The sequence below is a fragment of the Dokdonia sp. Dokd-P16 genome, from assembly GCF_003095655.1.
GTDB lineage: Bacteria > Bacteroidota > Bacteroidia > Flavobacteriales > Flavobacteriaceae > Dokdonia.
In genome coordinates, this window is the sequence record NZ_CP029151.1 from 3041533 (window position 1) to 3061560 (window position 20028).

12 protein-coding genes are annotated in these 20028 nt (G+C 36.2%); 5 read left to right on the plus strand and 7 right to left on the minus strand.

The genetic code is table 11. The features are described from left to right. Positions 1-102: 102 nt before the first annotated feature. Positions 103-819, plus strand: coding sequence for an SDR family oxidoreductase (locus DCS32_RS13560; protein WP_108878766.1), 717 nt, complete (start codon positions 103-105; stop codon positions 817-819). 289 nt (positions 820-1108) lie between these two features. Next, positions 1109-2617 (plus strand): histidine ammonia-lyase, encoded by a 1509-nt coding sequence (gene hutH, locus DCS32_RS13565; RefSeq protein WP_108878767.1) that lies wholly within the window; start codon positions 1109-1111, stop codon positions 2615-2617. Positions 2618-2620: 3 nt separating this feature from the next. Here the strand turns inward: hutH and DCS32_RS13570 are convergent, their stop codons facing one another. From DCS32_RS13570 to DCS32_RS13580, 3 genes are all read right to left on the minus strand, one after another. Beyond that, positions 2621-2989 carry an STAS/SEC14 domain-containing protein gene (locus DCS32_RS13570; RefSeq protein ID WP_108878768.1) on the minus strand — a complete coding sequence of 123 codons (369 nt, stop codon included), beginning with the start codon at positions 2987-2989 and terminating at the stop codon, positions 2621-2623. Positions 2990-3065: 76 nt separating this feature from the next. Continuing rightward, positions 3066-3452: a hypothetical protein gene (locus tag DCS32_RS13575; RefSeq protein ID WP_108878769.1), complete on the minus strand. Its 387-nt coding sequence runs from the start codon at positions 3450-3452 to the stop codon at positions 3066-3068. A 158-nt stretch (positions 3453-3610) separates the two neighbouring features. Then, a complete protein-coding gene (locus tag DCS32_RS13580) occupies positions 3611-6163 on the minus strand; it encodes an ATP-dependent Clp protease ATP-binding subunit (protein ID WP_108878770.1) in 2553 nt (850 codons plus the stop codon). A 251-nt stretch (positions 6164-6414) separates the two neighbouring features. On the opposite strand from DCS32_RS13580, the gene gyrA reads away from it, so the two are divergent. Together gyrA and DCS32_RS13590 are read left to right on the plus strand one after the other, a co-directional pair. Beyond that, positions 6415-8961, plus strand: coding sequence for a DNA gyrase subunit A (gyrA, locus tag DCS32_RS13585; protein WP_108878771.1), 2547 nt, complete (start codon positions 6415-6417; stop codon positions 8959-8961). Between the two features lie 64 nt (positions 8962-9025). Then, positions 9026-10282, plus strand: a complete 1257-nt coding sequence (locus DCS32_RS13590) for a tetratricopeptide repeat protein (protein ID WP_108878772.1) — start codon at positions 9026-9028, stop codon at positions 10280-10282. Positions 10283-10353: 71 nt separating this feature from the next. On the opposite strand, the gene DCS32_RS13595 is transcribed toward DCS32_RS13590, so the two are convergent. Together DCS32_RS13595 and DCS32_RS13600 are read right to left on the minus strand one after the other, a co-directional pair. After that, positions 10354-11103, minus strand: coding sequence for a C40 family peptidase (locus DCS32_RS13595; protein ID WP_108878773.1), 750 nt, complete (start codon positions 11101-11103; stop codon positions 10354-10356). Positions 11104-11118: 15 nt separating this feature from the next. Continuing rightward, positions 11119-12300: an acetyl-CoA C-acyltransferase gene (locus tag DCS32_RS13600; RefSeq protein ID WP_108878774.1), complete on the minus strand. Its 1182-nt coding sequence runs from the start codon at positions 12298-12300 to the stop codon at positions 11119-11121. A 139-nt stretch (positions 12301-12439) separates the two neighbouring features. Between DCS32_RS13600 and DCS32_RS13605 the strand changes: the two genes are divergently transcribed. Then, a complete protein-coding gene (locus DCS32_RS13605) occupies positions 12440-14488 on the plus strand; it encodes an HD family phosphohydrolase (RefSeq protein WP_108878775.1) in 2049 nt (682 codons plus the stop codon). A 118-nt stretch (positions 14489-14606) separates the two neighbouring features. Here DCS32_RS13605 and DCS32_RS13610 read toward each other — a convergent pair whose 3' ends face one another. Both DCS32_RS13610 and DCS32_RS13615 read right to left on the minus strand, forming a co-directional pair. Then, positions 14607-17015: a thiamine pyrophosphate-dependent enzyme gene (locus tag DCS32_RS13610; protein WP_108878776.1), complete on the minus strand. Its 2409-nt coding sequence runs from the start codon at positions 17013-17015 to the stop codon at positions 14607-14609. A 182-nt stretch (positions 17016-17197) separates the two neighbouring features. Further along, positions 17198-19963 carry a metalloprotease gene (locus DCS32_RS13615; protein WP_239057527.1) on the minus strand — a complete coding sequence of 922 codons (2766 nt, stop codon included), beginning with the start codon at positions 19961-19963 and terminating at the stop codon, positions 17198-17200. Positions 19964-20028 lie beyond the last annotated feature (65 nt).

Sequence of the window (20028 nt, forward strand, 5' to 3'; positions counted from 1 at the left end):
TTTTCATGTTTGCAAAGGTGTCACTTTTTTAGATTTAGTTTAAGAAAATTTCTTGTTTGCTTTCGCGAAAGCGTGATTATCTTTATAAAAAAACACGTAATCATGGAATCATTAAAGGATAAAGTTGCATTAATAACAGGAGGAACAAAAGGAATAGGGCGCGGTATTGCCGAAGCCTTGTTGCATCAAGGGATGAAAGTAGCTATCACGGGAAGAGATGAGAAAGGTGCTCAAGAAGCAGCTCATGAGCTTACTGAAAATGATAATTACATTCTCGGTATTGCTGCAGATGTAAGGAATTATGAAAGTCAGCAAAACGCGGTGAAAGCAGTGCTAGATAAATTTGGAAAAATTGATGTACTCATTGCAAATGCTGGTCTTGGTCATTTTGAGAGCATTGCAGATATGTCTATAAAACAATGGGATGAGACTATTGATACCAATCTTACGGGTGTTTTCTACTCGGTAAAAGCATCTCTTGAAGCACTTAAAAAAACAGAAGGATATATTTTTACAATTTCTAGTCTTGCGGGAACAAATTTCTTTGAAAAAGGAACAGCTTATAATGCAAGTAAATTTGGATTAACAGGATTCTCACAAGCCCTAATGTTAGACTTAAGACAAGACAATGTAAAAGTGACTACCATTATGCCAGGTTCTGTAAGTAGCCATTTTGGAGGTAGATCACCAGAGGAAGGCACAGACTGGCGCATACAACCTGAAGATCTCGGTCAAATTACCGTTGATCTTCTTAAAATGCATCCAAGAACATTACCAAGTAAAATCGAGGTGCGCCCTTCTAAACCGCCTACTAAATAAATATAAGATATTTTGAACAAAGCCTTCAATTAAGTTATAATTGAAGGCTTTACTGATTTATAACCCTTTTACAATTAAACGCAAATTACTATTGCGATATTGATAACCGTAAATATTAACTAATATGAGATAATGTTTTAGCAAAACTTTCTTTGCTAGTTAGTTACTGGTTGAGTTTTATTATTTTCTTATAATTAGCTAGGGTGTATTATAAAAGTAAGTGAGCTGTATTTAAAAAATTCACAATTATCTATATATTTTTTACGAAATTGCAGCAAATCTTCCCCTTATGTCAACAATACATTATATCAGTAATGATATTCTCGATTTACAGACTATTTCAGAAATAATATCTGAGCACAAAATGCTTGAGCTTAGTGAAGAAAGTATTCATAATATTAGTGCTTCTAGAAGTTATCTTGATAAAAAGATAGCGGAAAGTAAAGTGCCTGTATATGGTGTTAATACAGGTTTTGGGAGTCTTTGTAATGTCGCAATAAGCGATGAAAATTTAACCCATCTTCAAGAAAATCTTGTACGATCTCATGCTTGCGGTACTGGAGGTTATGTGCCTAAGGATATCGTAAAATTAATGATCTTGCTTAAGATTCAATCTTTAAGCTATGGTCATAGTGGTGTACATATCAATACAGTATTACGATTATTAGATTTCTATAATAATGATATACTACCAGTAATATATGAGCAAGGTTCGCTAGGTGCTAGTGGTGATCTAGCGCCACTTGCGCATCTTGCCTTACCATTAATAGGCGAGGGGCATGTTTGGAACGGCGAGCATATAGAATCGTCTAGTATAGTAATGTCTAAATATGGTTTTGAACCTATAAAGCTTCACTCTAAAGAAGGACTTGCTCTATTGAACGGGACACAGTTTATGAGTGCATATGGAGTATACGCTCTTTTAAAATGCCATAAGCTTTCTTACATGGCAGATCTTATAGGAGCAATATCTATTGATGCATTTAATTGTAATCTGTCACCCTTTGATCCATTAGTACATTTTGTAAGACCACATAGAGGACAGATTAAAACAGCAGAACGCATCTTAGAATTACTAGATGGGAGCGACATTGCTGAGACGGAAAAGAATAACGTACAAGATCCGTATTCTTTTAGATGTATTCCGCAAGTGCACGGTGCATCTAAGGATGCTATTCATTTTGCAACTAAAACGTTTAAAACTGAAATCAATAGCGTTACTGATAACCCAAATATCTTTCCTGAAGATGATAAAATTATAAGTGGAGGAAACTTTCATGGTCAACCACTAGCGCTAGCCTTAGACTTTTTATGTATTGCAATGGCAGAGTTAGGGAGTATTAGTGAACGCCGCGTATTTCAACTCATAGGCGGCCTCAGAGGATTACCTCCATTTCTCGTAGACAGTCCAGGACTTAATAGTGGTATGATGATTACCCAATATTCTGCGGCGAGTATCGTGAGCCAGAATAAGCAATTATGTACGCCTGCAAGCGTAGATTCCATTGTTTCTTCAAATGGTCAAGAAGATCATGTAAGCATGGGGGCAAACGCTGCGACAAAACTATTACGTGTTGTTGATAACATAGAAACCTTATTATCTATCGAGCTCCTTAATGCTGTACAAGCATTACACTATAGAGCACCCTTAAAAACCTCTAATTTTCTAGAGGCTTTTGTAAAGAGTTATCGAGAAGTTGTTCCTTTTGCTGAAAAAGATCGCATCTTCTCTGAAGATATTTTTAAAGGGAAGGAGTTTTTAAACAGTCTTAATATTGATCCTAACGATCTTTACTAAGGATTATCTAACTAGCAGCTGAGACAACCAAGTCTTTGCGTCATTTACAGTATTGAAAGACTCAAAGGGTTGGTTAAAAAATTGCTTTTCTAATAATACATTGGATTTAATAAGCGGATTATCAAAAACAACAGCAATGGCTTTAAGACCACGATGATTTCCTGCATCCATATATACCGTAGGGTCTACTGAATATGAATTGAGTCTATATGAAATGTAACCAAAGGGCTTATCATTAAAATAGTCGTTGCAAAATGATAGTAGTAATTGGTTAGACTCTCGATCTACATGAGAGCCTTCTTTCATAATACCAATAACAAAATTGTCTTCGATTTGGATTTTTCCAAATTCAAATTCTTTAATATTTTTCAAGAGTTGTAGGGGGAATTAATTTGTGCGCAAAACTCTTTCTTTTTTAAATAAGATAAAAGTATTTACCACAAAAAAATCATTGTTTACCAGTGAGCAATTCTTCCTTATATGCTAAGGCCTCATCGAGGGTTTGGTATACCGCAAAAGGCTTTTCAAAAAATAATTTTTCAATTCTAAAAGATTCAATAAGACTCTTGTTTGGGCAAACGGCTATAAAACCTTTTAAGTTTTTAATTTTTGACGTTTCTATGTAAACAATAGGGTCAATGGAGTAGGAGTTAATTCTGTGAGTTATATAGACAAATTCTCTATCACTATAATAGATTTCGGCTACAGCAAGAAGAATATCGTTCAGATTTGGTGATACTGTAATGCCTTCGTTCATAACCGTATAAACATAGTCGTTATAGACAGTTATCTCGCCGAATGATAAACTTAAGTGGTGTTCTATTGCTTGTGTCATAGGTATATGGGGGACTTAGAGATTTAATATACTAATAATACATTACACAACAATCTATTTATCAATACATTAACTATGTGTGCATAGTACTTTAAATAAAAAATCCCCAAAAAGTCAATTAGACCTTTTGAGGAAATTTTATAAATACTTGGACTTAACTACGATTCTGTAGCTTCCGTCTTTTTTATATCAATAACTAATTCTTCTTTTTTCTCATCAAAATCCATAAAGATGCTGTCACCTTCTTTAAGTTGAGAATTTATAATTTCCTCAGCTAGTGCATCTTCAATGTATTTTTGAATAGCTCTCTTAAGCGGTCTTGCTCCATACTCTTTATCAAATCCTTTATCACTTATGTAATCTTTAGCTTTTTCGCTAAGAGATAAGTCATATCCTAAGTCTTTAATTCTAGTGAATAATTTTGCAAGTTCGATATCAATGATTTTATGAATATCCTCACGCTCTAGTGCATTAAATACCACAACATCATCTACACGATTTAAAAACTCTGGAGCAAATGCTTTTTTAAGTGCATTCTGTATAATACTTCTTGCATTATCATCTACTTGCGTTTTACGTGAAGCAGTGCCAAAACCAACACCCTGACCAAAGTCTTTGAGTTTTCTTGCACCTATATTAGATGTCATAATGATGATTGTATTTCTAAAATCAATTTTACGACCTAAAGAGTCTGTCAAGAAACCATCGTCTAGCACTTGCAATAACATGTTAAATACATCTGGATGTGCTTTTTCTATTTCATCAAGAAGTACTACAGCATAAGGCTTGCGACGCACTTTTTCTGTAAGTTGTCCACCTTCTTCATAACCTACGTATCCTGGAGGAGCTCCCACTAATCTAGATATGGAGAATTTCTCCATATACTCACTCATGTCAATACGTATGAGTGCATCTTGATTATCAAATAATTCCTTTGCAAGGACTTTTGCTAGTTGCGTTTTACCTACACCAGTTTGTCCTAAGAAAATAAATGAACCTATCGGCTTATTAGGATCTTTTAGTCCTGCTCTGTTACGTTGTATAGCCTTTGCTACTTTAGCAACTGCTTCGTCCTGACCTATTACATTTTTCTTAATGATAGCAGGTAGTTCGGCAAGTTTGTTACTTTCTGTTTGTGCAATACGATTCACAGGAATTCCTGTCATCATACTCACTACATCTGCAACATTATCTTCAGACACTTCTTCTTTATGAAGCTTTGCATCTTCTTCCCAGCGCTCTTGAGCGATAGCAAGTTCCTTTTCTAAAGTTTTCTCATCATCTCTAAGCTTGGCTGCTTCTTCATACTTCTGCTTTTTAACAACAGATGTTTTAAGTTCTCTTACTTCTTCTAGCTTCTTTTCTAGTTCTAGAATTTTCTTTGGGACATCTATGTTGGTAATATGCACACGAGATCCAGCCTCATCAAGAGCGTCAATAGCTTTGTCTGGCAGAAATCTGTCTGTCATATATCTATTAGTAAGCTTCACACAAGCTTCGATAGCCTCATCCGTATATGTTACGTTGTGGTGTTCTTCGTACTTTCCTTTAATGTTCTGTAAGATTTCAATAGTTTCTTCAACCGTTGTAGGCTCGACAATCACTTTTTGGAAACGACGCTCTAAAGCACCATCTTTTTCTATATGCTGGCGAAATTCATCTAGCGTAGTAGCTCCAACACATTGTATTTCGCCTCGAGCTAGTGCTGGTTTAAACATATTTGAAGCATCAAGAGATCCTGTTGCTCCACCTGCCCCTACAATTGTGTGAATTTCATCAATAAAAAGAATAATATCATCATTCTTTTCAAGCTCATTCATCACAGCCTTCATACGCTCTTCAAACTGTCCTCTATACTTTGTTCCAGCTACAAGGCTAGCAAGATCAAGAGTAACGACACGCTTGTCAAAAAGTATACGTGATACTTTTCGCTGCACAATGCGTAGAGCAAGACCTTCGGCAATGGCAGATTTACCTACTCCAGGCTCTCCTATTAAAAGAGGGTTGTTCTTTTTACGTCTGCTCAAAATCTGAGAGACACGTTCTATTTCTTTCTCGCGTCCTACTACTGGATCAAGTTTACCCTCGTCTGCCATTGCAGTAAGGTCTCTACCAAAATTATCTAGAACAGGAGTTTTACTTTTCTTTCCTCCTTTAGGCGTAGTAGGGCTGTTAAAAGGATTTTCTTTTGATCCTTCATCACTATTATCGGCATCATCACTAAAAGATTCTGACTTAATAGGCTCTATATATTCATCGCTTTCGTTTGCCATCATTAATTTAAATTGGTCTTTTACACTGTCGTAATCTACTTTGAGTCGATTGAGCAGTTTTGTGGTAGGATCATTTTCATTACGTAGTACACATAATAATAAATGAGCCGTATTTATTGATGAACTTTGAAAAAGCTTTGCTTCTAAGAATGTGGTCTTAAGTGCACGCTCTGCCTGGCGAGTAAGGTGTAAGTTTTTCTTATCGTTACTCTGTAAGTTCAAGTTGGGGTTTGCCGGGCTTAGTATTTCAACTTTACGTCTTAAGTGCTCTAAGTCTATGTTTAAAGCTCCTAAAATATCGATTGCTTTACCGCTTCCGTCTCTTAATAAGCCAAGTAGTAAGTGTTCCGTACCTATAAAGTCATGACCTAATCTCAAGGCCTCTTCCTTACTATAAGCAATCACATCTTTTACTCTTGGTGAAAAATTATCGTCCATATCTATCTTCTCTTTCTAAGGTAAATTTAAGCAAACTGGTTCAAAAATCATTCCGCTTAAAGTCATTAGTCCAAATTACCAAAAATACCTGACAATTTGCCTTCAAGGGCTTTGGGTAGTTATTAAGAGACTTTGTTAAAATTTGTTGATAAATAGTACGCTTTCGCGAAAGCGTGAACCCATAAAAAACCTCCAAAATGCTTACATTGCTAGCTAGTAAAATTTTGACATAAAATCTAATCAATTTATATATGGCTGCAGGAGAAAAGCTGATCTCGATTAATATTGAAGATGAAATGAAATCTGCTTACATCGATTACTCGATGTCGGTTATCGTGTCACGTGCATTACCCGATGTACGCGATGGTCTTAAACCAGTACACCGTCGTGTTCTTTTTGGGATGCACGAGTTAGGAATACGAGCAAGCGGTGCTCATAAAAAGAGTGCAAGAATAGTAGGAGAGGTACTAGGTAAGTATCACCCACACGGAGATACCTCTGTATATGACGCTATGGTGCGTATGGCTCAAGAATGGAGTTTACGTTACATGCTCGTAGATGGTCAAGGTAACTTTGGGTCTGTAGATGGAGATAGCCCAGCAGCAATGCGTTATACGGAGGCTAGAATGCAAAAAATATCTGAGGATATGCTTGCAGATATTGATAAAGACACTGTAGATCACCAACTTAACTTTGATGATACTCTAAAGGAGCCTACTGTGCTTCCTACTAGAGTGCCAGGCTTACTTATTAATGGTGCTTCTGGTATTGCAGTAGGTATGGCTACAAATATGCCTCCACACAACCTGTCTGAGGTTGTAGACGGTATACATGCTTACATAGATAATAATGACGTTACTGTAGATGAATTAATGGAGCATGTAAAAGCTCCAGATTTTCCTACTGGTGGTACCATTTATGGGTATGATGGAGTAAGAGAAGCTTTTAAAACTGGTCGTGGTCGTGTTGTAATGCGTGCAAAGGCAGAGTTTGAAGAAGTTAAAGGTCGTGAGTGTATCATCGTAACAGAGATACCGTATCAAGTCAATAAGGCAGATATGATTAAGAAAACGGCAGATATGATTAACGATAAGAAGATCGAAGGGATCTCTGCTATTCGTGATGAATCTGACCGTAATGGAATGCGTATCGTTTATGTAATTAAACGTGATGGTATTCCTAATATCGTTCTTAATAAATTATATAAGTATACAGCACTACAATCTTCGTTTAGTGTAAATAATATCGCCTTAGTTAATGGGCGTCCTGAGATGCTTAATCTTAAGGACATGATTCATCATTTTGTAGAGCACCGTCATGTAGTGGTAGTGCGACGTACAGAATACTTGCTTAAAAAAGCTGAGGATCGTGCACACATACTTGAGGGACTCATCATAGCATCTGATAATATAGATGAAGTAATTGCAATTATACGTGCAAGTGCAAACGGTGATGAAGCTCGTAACAACTTAATCGAACGCTTTAAGCTTTCTGAAATTCAAGCAAAGGCGATTGTAGAGATGCGTTTACGTCAACTTACAGGTCTGGAACAAGACAAGTTGCGTACAGAGTATGACGAGATCATGAAAACCATTGATGATTTAAAGGATATCCTTGCTCATAAAGAACGTCGTATGACGATCATTAGAGAAGAGCTTCAAGAAATCAAAGATAAATATGGGGATGAGCGTCGTTCTGTTATTGAGTATGCTGGAGGAGATGTGAGTATTACAGATCTTATTCCAGATAAGAAAGTGGTAATTACTATTTCAAATGCTGGATATATTAAGAGAACTTCACTTACAGAATATAAGACTCAAAATAGGGGAGGAGTAGGTACAAAAGCATCTACTACTCGTAATGAGGATTTCTTAGAACATTTATTTGTGGGTACAAACCACCAGTATATGTTATTCTTCACACAAAAAGGAAAATGTTTCTGGATGCGTGTATTTGAAATTCCTGAAGGTAGTAAAACTTCAAAAGGTCGTGCGATTCAAAATCTTATCAATATAGAACAGGATGATGAAGTAAAAGCATTTGTATGTACGGGTGATTTAAAAGATGAGGAATACATCAATAATCACTTTATCATTATGGCTACTAAAAAAGGACAAGTTAAGAAGACGGCTTTAGAGCAATATTCTCGTCCTCGTACTAATGGTATTAATGCAATTACCATTAAAGATGATGATGAATTACTATCTGCAAAACTTACTACAGGAGAAAGTCAAGTAATGCTTGCACTTAAGTCTGGTAAGGCGATACGCTTTGAAGAAAGCAAGACAAGACCTATGGGAAGAAACGCTTCTGGCGTTCGTGGCATAACTCTTGCAAATGATCAAGACGAGGTCATAGGTATGGTTTCTGTAAATGACGTAGAAAGCAATATTCTCGTTGTATCAGAAAAAGGATATGGTAAGCGCAGTAGTCTTGAAGATTACAGAATTACTAACCGTGGAGGAAAAGGTGTAAAAACTATTTCTGTAACAGAGAAAACCGGTGAACTTGTAGCTATTAAAAATGTAACAGATGAGGATGATCTTATGATTATTAATAAATCTGGTATTGCCATAAGAATGGAAGTAGCTTCTCTTAGAGTTATGGGTAGAGCAACACAAGGTGTTAGACTTATAAATCTTAAAGGAAATGATTCTATTGCAGCTGTTGCCAAAGTAAAAAGCGACGATGATGCGATAGATGAAGAAGATCTAGAAGGAGTAGTAGATGAAACTACTGAGAATCCTTCTGGAGAGTCAACAGCCCAAGAACAAAACTCATCTGATGAAGAAGAGTAGCGATAATCAGGGGTTGATAAAAAAGTAGTAATTTTGAAACCCTTATATTAATTAAACCATTACAATGAAAAGTAAACTATTTTTAGCAATAGCACTTGCCGCAACATCAATGGCATTTGCACAGAAAAAGGAAGTAAAAGCTATAGAGAAGGCTATTAAGTCTGGTAGCTATACTGAAGCAAAAACGCTTCTAGGAGCTGCCGAAGCTCTTACAGCAAATATGGATGAGAAAACAAAAGAGAAGTTTATGCTTCTTAAAGCTCAGGCATATTTAGGAGTAGATAATCAAAATCCAGCCGATCTTGAAAAAGCTGCGACTGCCTTTGCAGATCTAAAAGACACAAAATATGCTAGTGAAGCAGATGCTGGTCTTGCAAATGTTACAAATGCTTACATCAACGGTGCAGTAGCAGATCAAAATGGTCAAGATTATGCAAGTGCAGCAACAAAACTTGAAAAAGCATATAACCTAAGTAAGAAGGATACTGTATACTTATACTTTGCTGCATCAAATGCAATCAACGGAAAAGATTACGATACGGCATTAGGATATTACGAGCAACTTAAAGACTTAGGTTTTCAAGGGAGAGAAGTTTCTTATGTAGCAACTAATGTTGAGACAAGCGAAGTTGAAAATTTTCCAAGCAAGCAAGAAAGAGATCTTCAAGTACTTGCTAAAACGCACGTAAAACCAGAAGAGCAGTTAGGAGATTCTAAAAGTGCAGAAATAGCAAAAAATATTGCTCTTATCTACATTTCTAAGGACGAAAATGAAAAGGCACTTGCTGCAATGGCAGACGCTCGTAAAGAGAATCCAGATGATATCTTATTATTACGTTCTGAGGCAGACATCTACCTTAAAATGAAGAAAATGGATAAGTATCAGGAAGTAATTGCAAAAGTTCTTGAGAAAGATCCAAACAACCCAGAGTTATTATATAACCTAGGTGTAAGTTCTGATCAACAAGGAAATAAGGAAAAGGCAAAGGAATATTACATGAAGGCTGTTGAGCTTGATCCTACGTATGCTGCAGCTTATAATAACATTGCTGTTCTTATCTTATCAGATGAGCGTGCAATTGTTGATGAGATGAACAGTTTAGGAACTTCAAAAGCAGACTATGACAAGTATGATGCTTTAAAAGTTAAACGTCAGGACGTTTACAAAAATGCAGTTCCTTACTTAGAAAAAGCATTAGCGGCAAAGCCTGATTACCTTGATGTAGCAAGATCTCTATACGGAATCTATGAGCAACTAGGTGAAACATCTAAGGCAGATGCAATGAAAGCAAACATTGAAAAACTAGAAGGAGGAAAATAATCCTCTATCTTCTATAAATTAAAATAGCCACTCATTTGAGTGGCTATTTTTTTTGTAAGATATTATCTAAACTATATAATTTTCTTAATAACTCTTAATTTATGAGTGTGTACACCCTTATGTACATTGTATATACCAGAATGATCTAAGCGATCAATTCTCACTTCTCCGTGAGCGTGTATGATATAATTATCTTCCATAATAATACCTACGTGCGTTATTATTCCCTCTGCATTGTCAAAAAATGCCAGATCCCCAGGTTCACTTTCCTCTATAAAACTTAACGCCTCACCTTGTGTTGCTTGTTGTGAGGCATCTCTTTTAAGGTCAAAGCCATTTAGTCGATATACCATTTGAGTAAAACCACTACAATCTATACCAAAGGTTGTCCTTCCGCCCCATAAATATGGAGTTTTGAGATAGAGTAGTGCTGTTTCCACAAGTTGGGCTCTGGTTGTTTTTCCAGTGTGACTATTGCCATCGTAAGAATCTTTAAGAAGCGCAATATTTTCAACAGAAGAACCTAGCACTACCGTAAGTAGTTGATTATGTTCTGTTGTGATAAATTGTACAGGATCTGTGGTGAGTGTGGTTTGTTGCGCTTTCGCGAAAGCGTACTCCTCCTCACTAATCTCTATGTATTGCTTATTATCAATCCATCCCTCATATTTATCATGAGAAAGTTTAATACGGCTCCATTGCTTGCGTTGCTCCACAACCTTAAAATGTTCACCATAGAGAACTTGATTTACAAGTTCGCTAGGATCCGAAGGTTCGGCGCGCATAGGGACTATACTAAGCTGGCAAATACCGTATCGCATAGGGTAAAACTATTCTTATTTGTGATTTTCTATTACCATAGCAGAGGCACCTCCACCACCATTACAAATCGCGGCAGCACCTAGCGTTGCATCGTTTTGCTTCAATACATTCATAAGTGTAATAAGAATACGTACTCCACTACATCCTAATGGATGTCCTAAAGAAACTGCTCCTCCATTTACATTTACATTTTTATCTGTTAAGCCTAATATTTTCATATTTGCTAGACCTACTACAGAGAATGCTTCATTAAACTCAAAAAACTCAATATCGCCTTGAGCTACACCTGCCTTTGCAAGTGCCTTAGGTAATGCTTTTGATGGTGCAGTAGTAAACCACTCTGGCTCATGTGCAGCATCTGCATAACTTTTTATGGTACATAGAGGAGTAAGGTTAAGCTCTTTTGCTCTTTCTTCACTCATAACAATTACAGCACCTGCGCCATCGTTTATAGTAGATGCGTTTGCAGCCGTTACTGTTCCGTCTTTTGAGAACGCAGGACGTAAAGCAGGAATTTTTTCCATTTTTACATTTGTAAATTCTTCATCACGAGATACGATAATATCATCTCCACGTCTTTGTGGTACTGGTACGGGTACTACTTCATTATCAAACTTTCCAGCTTCCCAAGCAGCAGCACTACGCTTATAAGATTGGATAGCATAAGCATCTTGATCTTCACGTGAGAATTTATATTCTGTTGCACATGCATCTGCACATACACCCATCGCGTTACCATCATAAGCATCTACTAGACCGTCTTTTTGCATACCATCTACCATAGTCTGCGGTCCAAATTTATGTCCATTACGTAACTGAACATAATGAGGAATAAGACTCATATTTTCCATTCCACCAGCAACAACAATATCTGCATCTCCTAGAGCGATGGCTTGTGCGGCCATCATCACAGCTTTCATTCCTGAAGCACATACTTTATTTACAGTAGTACAAGGCACAGTATCTGGAATTCCAGCTCCTAGTGCAGCTTGTCTTGCAGGTGCTTGGCCTACACCAGCTTGTACGACGTTACCCATATATACTTCACTTACAAGTGAAGGGTCAAGGTTAATTTTATCTAAAGCGCCTTTTATAGCGATTGATCCAAGTTTACTAGCAGTAACAGAGGATAAAGCTCCCATGAAGCTCCCTATCGGTGTGCGTGCAGCCGCAACTATAACAACGTTCTTACTCATATATTTGTGTGTTTGAAGTACTAAATTTTTCTCTTGCGAATGTAAGGAAAATTTGAAGATTTTAGAATCTATAGCGACGCTCTAAGTGGTATATCAAGCGATAATAATTTAGTACTTTAGCTTTATACTAAACAACCCTATGAGCAGCACTGCACAAAAGTTTTATAAACATCAAGATCTCATCTACAAGCTCTTGCTTGTCTTTATTTGTGCAGGATTTATTGTTTATTTTTTCCCTAAAAGCGGGAAATTCCAATATGAGATTCAAAAGGGATTTCCATGGCAATATGAAAATCTATATGCAGATGAGGATTTTGCCATTCTAAAGAGTGCTACAGAACTAGAAGAAGAGCGCAGTCAGGTAAAGTCTCAATCTGCAGTGTACTTTAATTACAATCAAGATATTGTAGATAACATCATAGCGTCTTACGATGAAAATTTTGATAAGGTATTTCCTGATAGTATTGATTATCAATTTCCAAAATCAGAACTGAGAAGGTATGGTAGTAATTTGCTTAAAGGAGTATACAAAACTGGGGTTATAAAAAACAAGCCTGTCTATGATTCTGGCCGACTTATCTTCATAAAAAAAGGAAATGAAGTATATGAAATGAGGTTGAACCAAATTTCAGTACTTAACAATGTAACAGATGACCTTACATCTGTCATTGAGAATGGTGCTTACGCAGCATACTCTAATAAATATCTTCAGCTTTATTTTGATGGATTAGAAGCAAACGTTTCGCTAGATGAAGTTCTTACAAAGGAGACGCTTGATATAGAGCTTGGTCAGATTTCAGAAACACGTAATATTGTACCTAAGGGAAGTATTGTAATTGCAAGAGGTGAACTCGTAGAGGGAGATAATCTACAAAAATTACTATCTCTAAAAGCAAAATACGAGTCGCAAAACATAAGTGATTCACGTTATAATTGGGTGCTCTTCGGGTACATTTTATTAGTACTACTAGCACTTGTAATGTTGCTCCTTTTTATACGTACGTATAGGCTTTCTGTATTTTTAAATAATACTAAAGTAACCTTTATATTTTTTAATGTTTTAGTGATGGTGCTTCTTACAACGATAGTTGTAAAGTGGAGTCCTCAGTATGTGTATGCAGTACCTATGTGTATATTACCACTCATTATCAAAGCCTTTTTTGACGCTCGTTTGGGACTTTTTACACATGTAATTGCAATACTATTATTAGGATTTATAGTGCCAGATAGTTTTGAATATTTTTTCTTACAAGTCATTGCAGGTATCGTAACTATTTTAACAATACCGGAATTATATAAAAGAGCAAACTTATTTATTTCTATAGGTCAGATAACACTAATTTATATTCTAGCGTATTTTGCTTTTAATATTATAAGTGAAGGTGGAATGGAGGGGCTGCAGTGGGAAGACTTTGGTATGTTTTTACTCGCTGGTCTAGCAACACTATTTGTACAGCCGCTCATCTATATTTATGAAAAGGTTTTTGGTTTGGTGAGTGATGTATCACTGTTAGAATTATCAGATACTAACTCAAAACTACTTAAGCGTCTTGCAGATGAGGCTCCAGGAACTTTTCACCATAGTCTTAATGTGGCAAACTTATCTGAAGCAGCAGCAAATGAAATAGGTGCAAACGCTATGCTTGTTAGGGTAGGAGCACTTTATCATGATATAGGCAAAATAGAAAATCCTACAGATTTTACAGAAAATCAAGCCACGGGAATTAATAGTCACGATGATTTATCTCCAAAAGAGAGTGCGCGTATTATTATAGATCACGTCATTAATGGAATTGAGCTCGCACGTAAATACAATTTACCAGATCGTGTAATCGATTTTATTCGCACGCATCACGGTACCAGTACAGTACAATATTTTTATTTTAAGGAAAAGGAGATTAATGAAGACACGCTAATCACAGATTTTCAATATCCAGGACCGTTGCCTTTCAGTAAGGAAACTGCGATACTCATGATGGCAGACAGTGTAGAGGCTGCTTCAAAGAGTCTTAAAAATCCAACTTCAACACTTATAGATGCTTTTGTAGAAAAAATTGTCAAGAAACAAATGGATGAAGGGCAGTTTCTAAATGCAAATATTACGTTTAAAGAAATTCAGCAGATTAAGAAAGTACTTAAAAAGAAGCTTAATAACATTTATCACCTCAGGATTGAATATCCAGAGTAGGAGGTAGATTCAAAGTATATGCTAACTAAGTGATATTATTTTGTCACACTTTCGCGAAAGCATAAAAAAAACGAGATACAAATTAATGCATCTCGTTTTATATTTTAAACTAAGTTTCTTATCTTAACTTAGGAAAACTAGAAGGATTAACTTCGTTCATCATACTGTATATTTTCTCAAATATATCATCTGCTGAAGGTTTAGAGAAATAATCTCCATCTGTACCATACGCTGGTCTATGAGCCTTTGCAGTCATGGTTTCTGGCTTGCTATCAAGGTATTTGTAAGCATCTTGCTCATTTAATACCGCATTAAGTAAATAAGCACTCGCTCCACCTGGCATATCTTCATCTATAACGATAAAACGATTTGTCTTTTTGATACTATCAACAACATCGTGATTAAGGTCAAATGGTAATAAGGATTGTGCATCAATTACTTCGATGTTGATACCTACAGTTAGAAGTTCTTTTGCAACTTCCATAACGATACGCAGTGTACTTCCGTAAGACAATACTGTGATATCTGTCCCTTCTTTTACAGTCTCGACAACACCTATTGGAGTTTTAAATTCTCCTATGTTAGTTGGCAAGTTTTCTTTTAAACGGTAACCATTTAAGCATTCTACAACTAGTGCAGGCTCATCACTTTCTAGTAATGTGTTATAAAAACCAGCAGCTTTCACCATGTTACGAGGAGTAAGAATGTACATACCTCTAAGAAGGTGTACGATGGCTCCCATTTGTGATCCACTGTGCCATATTCCTTCTAGTCTGTGACCTCGAGTTCTTACGATAAGTGGTGCTTTTTGTTTACCATGAGTTCTATAACGCAATGTAGCGAGATCATCACTCATAATCTGGATTGCATACAGAATATAATCAAGATATTGAATTTCGGCAATAGGGCGTAAGCCTCTCATGGCCATTCCTATTCCTTGACCAAGTATCGTTGCTTCACGTATTCCTACATCTGCAACTCTATGCTCTCCGTATTTCTCTTGCATTCCTTCTAACCCTTGGTTTACATCACCAATGGCTCCAGCATCTTCTCCAAAAACAAGTGTATTAGGATATTTACTAAAGATAGCATCAAAGTTATCTCTTAAGATAACTCGTCCATCTACAAGGTTTTCTTCTCCATAAGTAGGAGCAACAGCCTCTATTGAAGTCGCACCATTACCATTTTCATTGTATAAGTGCGCGCTATATTGTGGTTGAATCGTTGCAATATAGTTATCAATCCATGTTGCGAGTTCTGTATGCGTATCAGATTGTTCTCCTATGGTAAGGCGTAAAGCTTTACGAGCAGTACTAAGTAAATCACATTTAAGTGATTCCTTGTTTTCTACCAGTTTTTCAAAAAGTGGCTTTATAAAACTACCGTTACTAGAGTTTTTTATAAGTGCTTCTAGTATTGATGTTATTTTTTCTTTTTCGCTTTTAATGGGTCTTAAAAATGCTTCCCAAGCAGCTTTTTTGCCATCTCGCACTTTCTTTTTAAGATCTTTATCTATAATAGTAAGTTCCTCATCTGTAGCTAGACCTTGATCGATAAGCCAGCTTCTGAACTGTACATTACAGTCATTCTCGCGTTCCCATTGCAATCTATCTTGATCTTTATAACGTTCATGAGATCCAGAAGTAGAGTGTCCTTGAGGCTGTGTAAGCTCAACAACATGTACTAAAACTGGTACATGCTCTTCGCGAGCAATTTTTCCAGCACGTTCATATGCATCTACTAGTGCAGGATAATCCCATCCGTTTACTTTTATAATCTCATATCCTTTATCTTCTTCATCTCTCTGGAAGCCAGCAAGAATTTTAGAGATACTCTCTTTTGTAGTTTGGTGTCTAGCGTGAACAGAAATTCCATATTCATCATCCCAAACACTTATTACCATAGGTACTTGAAGTACACCTGCGGCATTTATAGTTTCAAAAAACAAACCTTCACTCGTACTCGCATTACCTATAGTTCCCCAAGCAACTTCATCACCATTATGTGAGAAATTTTCTTTCTGAGTTTCGGCAACGTTTCTATATACTTTTGAAGCTTGTGCGAGTCCTAAAAGTCTAGGCATCTGTCCAGCTGTAGGAGAGATGTCTGAGCTTGAATTCTTTTGAGCTAGTAAATTTTTCCAGTTACCATCATTATCAAGACTATGTGTAGCAAAGTGACCACCCATTTGCTTTCCAGCACTCATAGGGTCAAATGCTATATCAGTATGTGCATATAAACCAGCAAAAAACTCTTCTATGGATAAATGGTCTATAGCCATCATGAACGTTTGATCTCTGTAGTATCCAGATCTAAAGTCACCATTTTTAAAAGCACGGGCCCAGGCTAGCTGTGGCAGCTCTTTTCCATCACCAAAAATTCCAAATTTTGCCTTTCCTGTGAGAACTTCTCTACGTCCTAAAAGACTACATTCTCTACTAGTAACAGCGATTCGATAATCTTCAAGAACGGATTCTTTAAAGTCATCATAAGATAGTGCTGCTTTGGTATTAGAAGTAATTGCCATAAGTTTAAATGATTTGACTGTAAAAATAGCCAAAACAAATCCACAATGCAATACGTGGGTGCGTTAAATACTTATAATTTTCGCATTATAAGTGCTTTTTATACTGTTCATTTTCAAGAAAAGGCAGAATTTTTTGATTTTGTTAAGAATATGATAACTTAAATGGTGTTTTTTGAGAATCTTTAGTACCACTTTCGTGAAAAAAGTCTTATCACCGTATCAAAACTTATTTGTAATTGGAACCTAATTTTCTGATCATAGTTAGGTTGGCCTATTTCCCAACCCAAATTTGAATACAAAGGAAAATATAGCTCGAAGTAGTCATCTAGTAGACTTACTTGTATTCCAGAGTCATAGACAAGTTTTCCATTTGCTCTTTTGTTTTTAAGCACACCTACATCTCCATAAGCATAAAAGTATTTCCAGAGTGTTGTGCTCGCATTTGCCGTAAACATCCATTCATTTGCAAATACCGGTGCCACATCATCAAGTTGTGATTTAAAACCACCTTCGGCTATAATTATTTGTTGAGAGAACAGACCGCTATCTTCAGAGCGGCCATAGTAGTTATAGTCAAATAAATAATCTGTAGGTCGATCTAGCGCAAAGCTAAAAAAGTCGCCATCTGCCTGTGTATTATTATAGGTGAATACACCTCCAAATAAACGCACATTTAATTGTCTATTGTTAAGGAAGAGTCTTCTGTAAAATATATTACCAGAAACTTTCCCAAAGTTTTTTGCAAATTGTACATCTCCAGTAACGTTGAGTGTATGTATTATTCCAGGATTTGATCTAGTGTATCTTAAGTTGAGAACATCGTAGTTAGGAGTAGGTAGTGCCACAAGCGGGTCTTCTTGACGTTGTACACTCACAAATCGTGCAGATGCACTCTGGCGCTTATTTGACCTAAGGTTTGAAGTTCTAAAAGACATATTTACAAACGGTGTAACTCGTGTAAATAGTAAATCTGGAGCATAAGAAAAACGATTTCCAGAAATCCCATACCTCAAGGCATATAAACCTTGATTTTGGTAGTCATGTCTATAAGAAATAGAAGCGCTACCTATTAGTTTTTTTGATTTTAATCCTATCTGAGGCTCTATCTTGTAATTGAGTGCTTTCGTTAGAAGCGTTTTATTATAAAGCTTTACACCTGGTATGAAGCCATCATAAATATTAAACTCTGCAACAGGCATAACAAACAACTGATTCTTGGCAGGATTTTCAAAATCTTGTAAGAATTTGAGCTGTATGGGTTTATCTACACTCAAAAATGCATTAGGTTTCTCGTAGTTGTTTCTCAGGTTATTTTCAGGAATGATATTTTCATAGTTTAAAACAAACCTATCTGCCTCTTCTTTTGAGTATGCAAGTGTTTCTATTTTCTGAGTTCCAGAAACCCAGCGCTTACTTGTAAGGCTATCATTCTTGAAGCTATAGATAGAAATAGGAGAGGAGCGGCGCTCTTTCCTTTTTACATCTACGTAAATAGAATCGCCTTTAACTTTAGAATTTTTTAAAGCGTAATCTATCCGTTTATTAGAAGCTATGTAGTCTTTGAAAAACCAATCTACATCCTCATCAATTTGAGCATTGACTTCTTTCTCAAACTGCGATGATGTGAGTGGTTGAGATTTATACTTTTGATAAAAGTTCTTAATAATCTCATCAAGCTTATTACCTCCTATGTAATCATTCAGGTAATTAAGCCCTACGCCACTTTTGTACGAAGTACCTATATTCTTGTTATATTTAATAAGCTCGTCGTACGGTGTATCTAGCGGCTGGTCAAGATTCAATCTAGATATATGAGTAGATAAAATACTAAACTGATCATTAAATTCAAGTTCTGAAGCATAGAACTGTCGTACTAGCCAGTATTTTTCTAAAGAACCTACGACCTTGAGATCAGGGTAATAAGTGTCCATGTAATTTTGTAACATGTAAACTTTAATACCATCAATGAGCCATCTATCGGCTCTCGGGTTTACTAGAAGTGTGTTGTTTACATAGTTGTTAATCGTTGTCTTAAGAAGCTTAATTTCATATTGAAAACCATCTGGAAACGGACTTATAAAACCAGGTAACTGATTAAGTCCATACACTGGTTGTTCTTTATAGTCAAGATCTGTTACAAGGATTTTATCAAAGGGATACTGACCTAAATTTTTATGCAAATGACCTGCGATGCGATCAGATATTAATGCTCTTAAGGGGGAAGGGATTCTGTAGTCATGCAGATTTGATACAATAGTTACATAATCTGTTTGAACCTCTTCATAATTAGAGTTTTTAAGCAAAAAAATCTTAGCATCTGTGCGACTTTTACCTGTAAGTACAGTGAGTCTCTCACCTTGGATATGTGAACTGCTAATGTCATTTTGCTCAAGGTCTGTGACTAGTTGATATCCTTTTGGAATAGAAAATTGTAAGCGTATATCTGTTTGAGGAAAATAACGATCGTTAAGATTCTTATTGCTATAGTACTCCCAGCCATTATTATATACGGCAGGTGTTACAAACCAATATCTCAAGTTATAATCACCATTTTTAGTAATCCCGTAGTCTGTAAATTTTACATCTGGAAGTACTACAGTATAATCAAGGGTCATTCTTACAGAATCGCCTGGCAATAGCGGTTCGTGTAACAAAACCTTAATGATATCAGGGTGCTTTTTTGGTCTTGTATATTGAAGTATTGTTTCCTGACCTGCAATAGAAGTCATTTTAGTAAAACCACGATCACTATCAGGTGCAAGGTGAAATTTCTTGTCAAAAGACTCAGAAAATCTCTTTGCTAGTGGTGTGGTTTTACTAGAAAAACTATGTGCCCAGTCTGTTAAGTATACATCATTCCACACATCACTAGACGTATTTGTGATAGTGATTGTATGATTGAGATGTATAGCCCTTTCGTCTGGAATTAATTGTGCATTAATTTCCATCGTATGTTGACTCGCGGCTCCTACACTTAAGAGAAGCAATGAGATGAAAGCATACAGAGATTTAA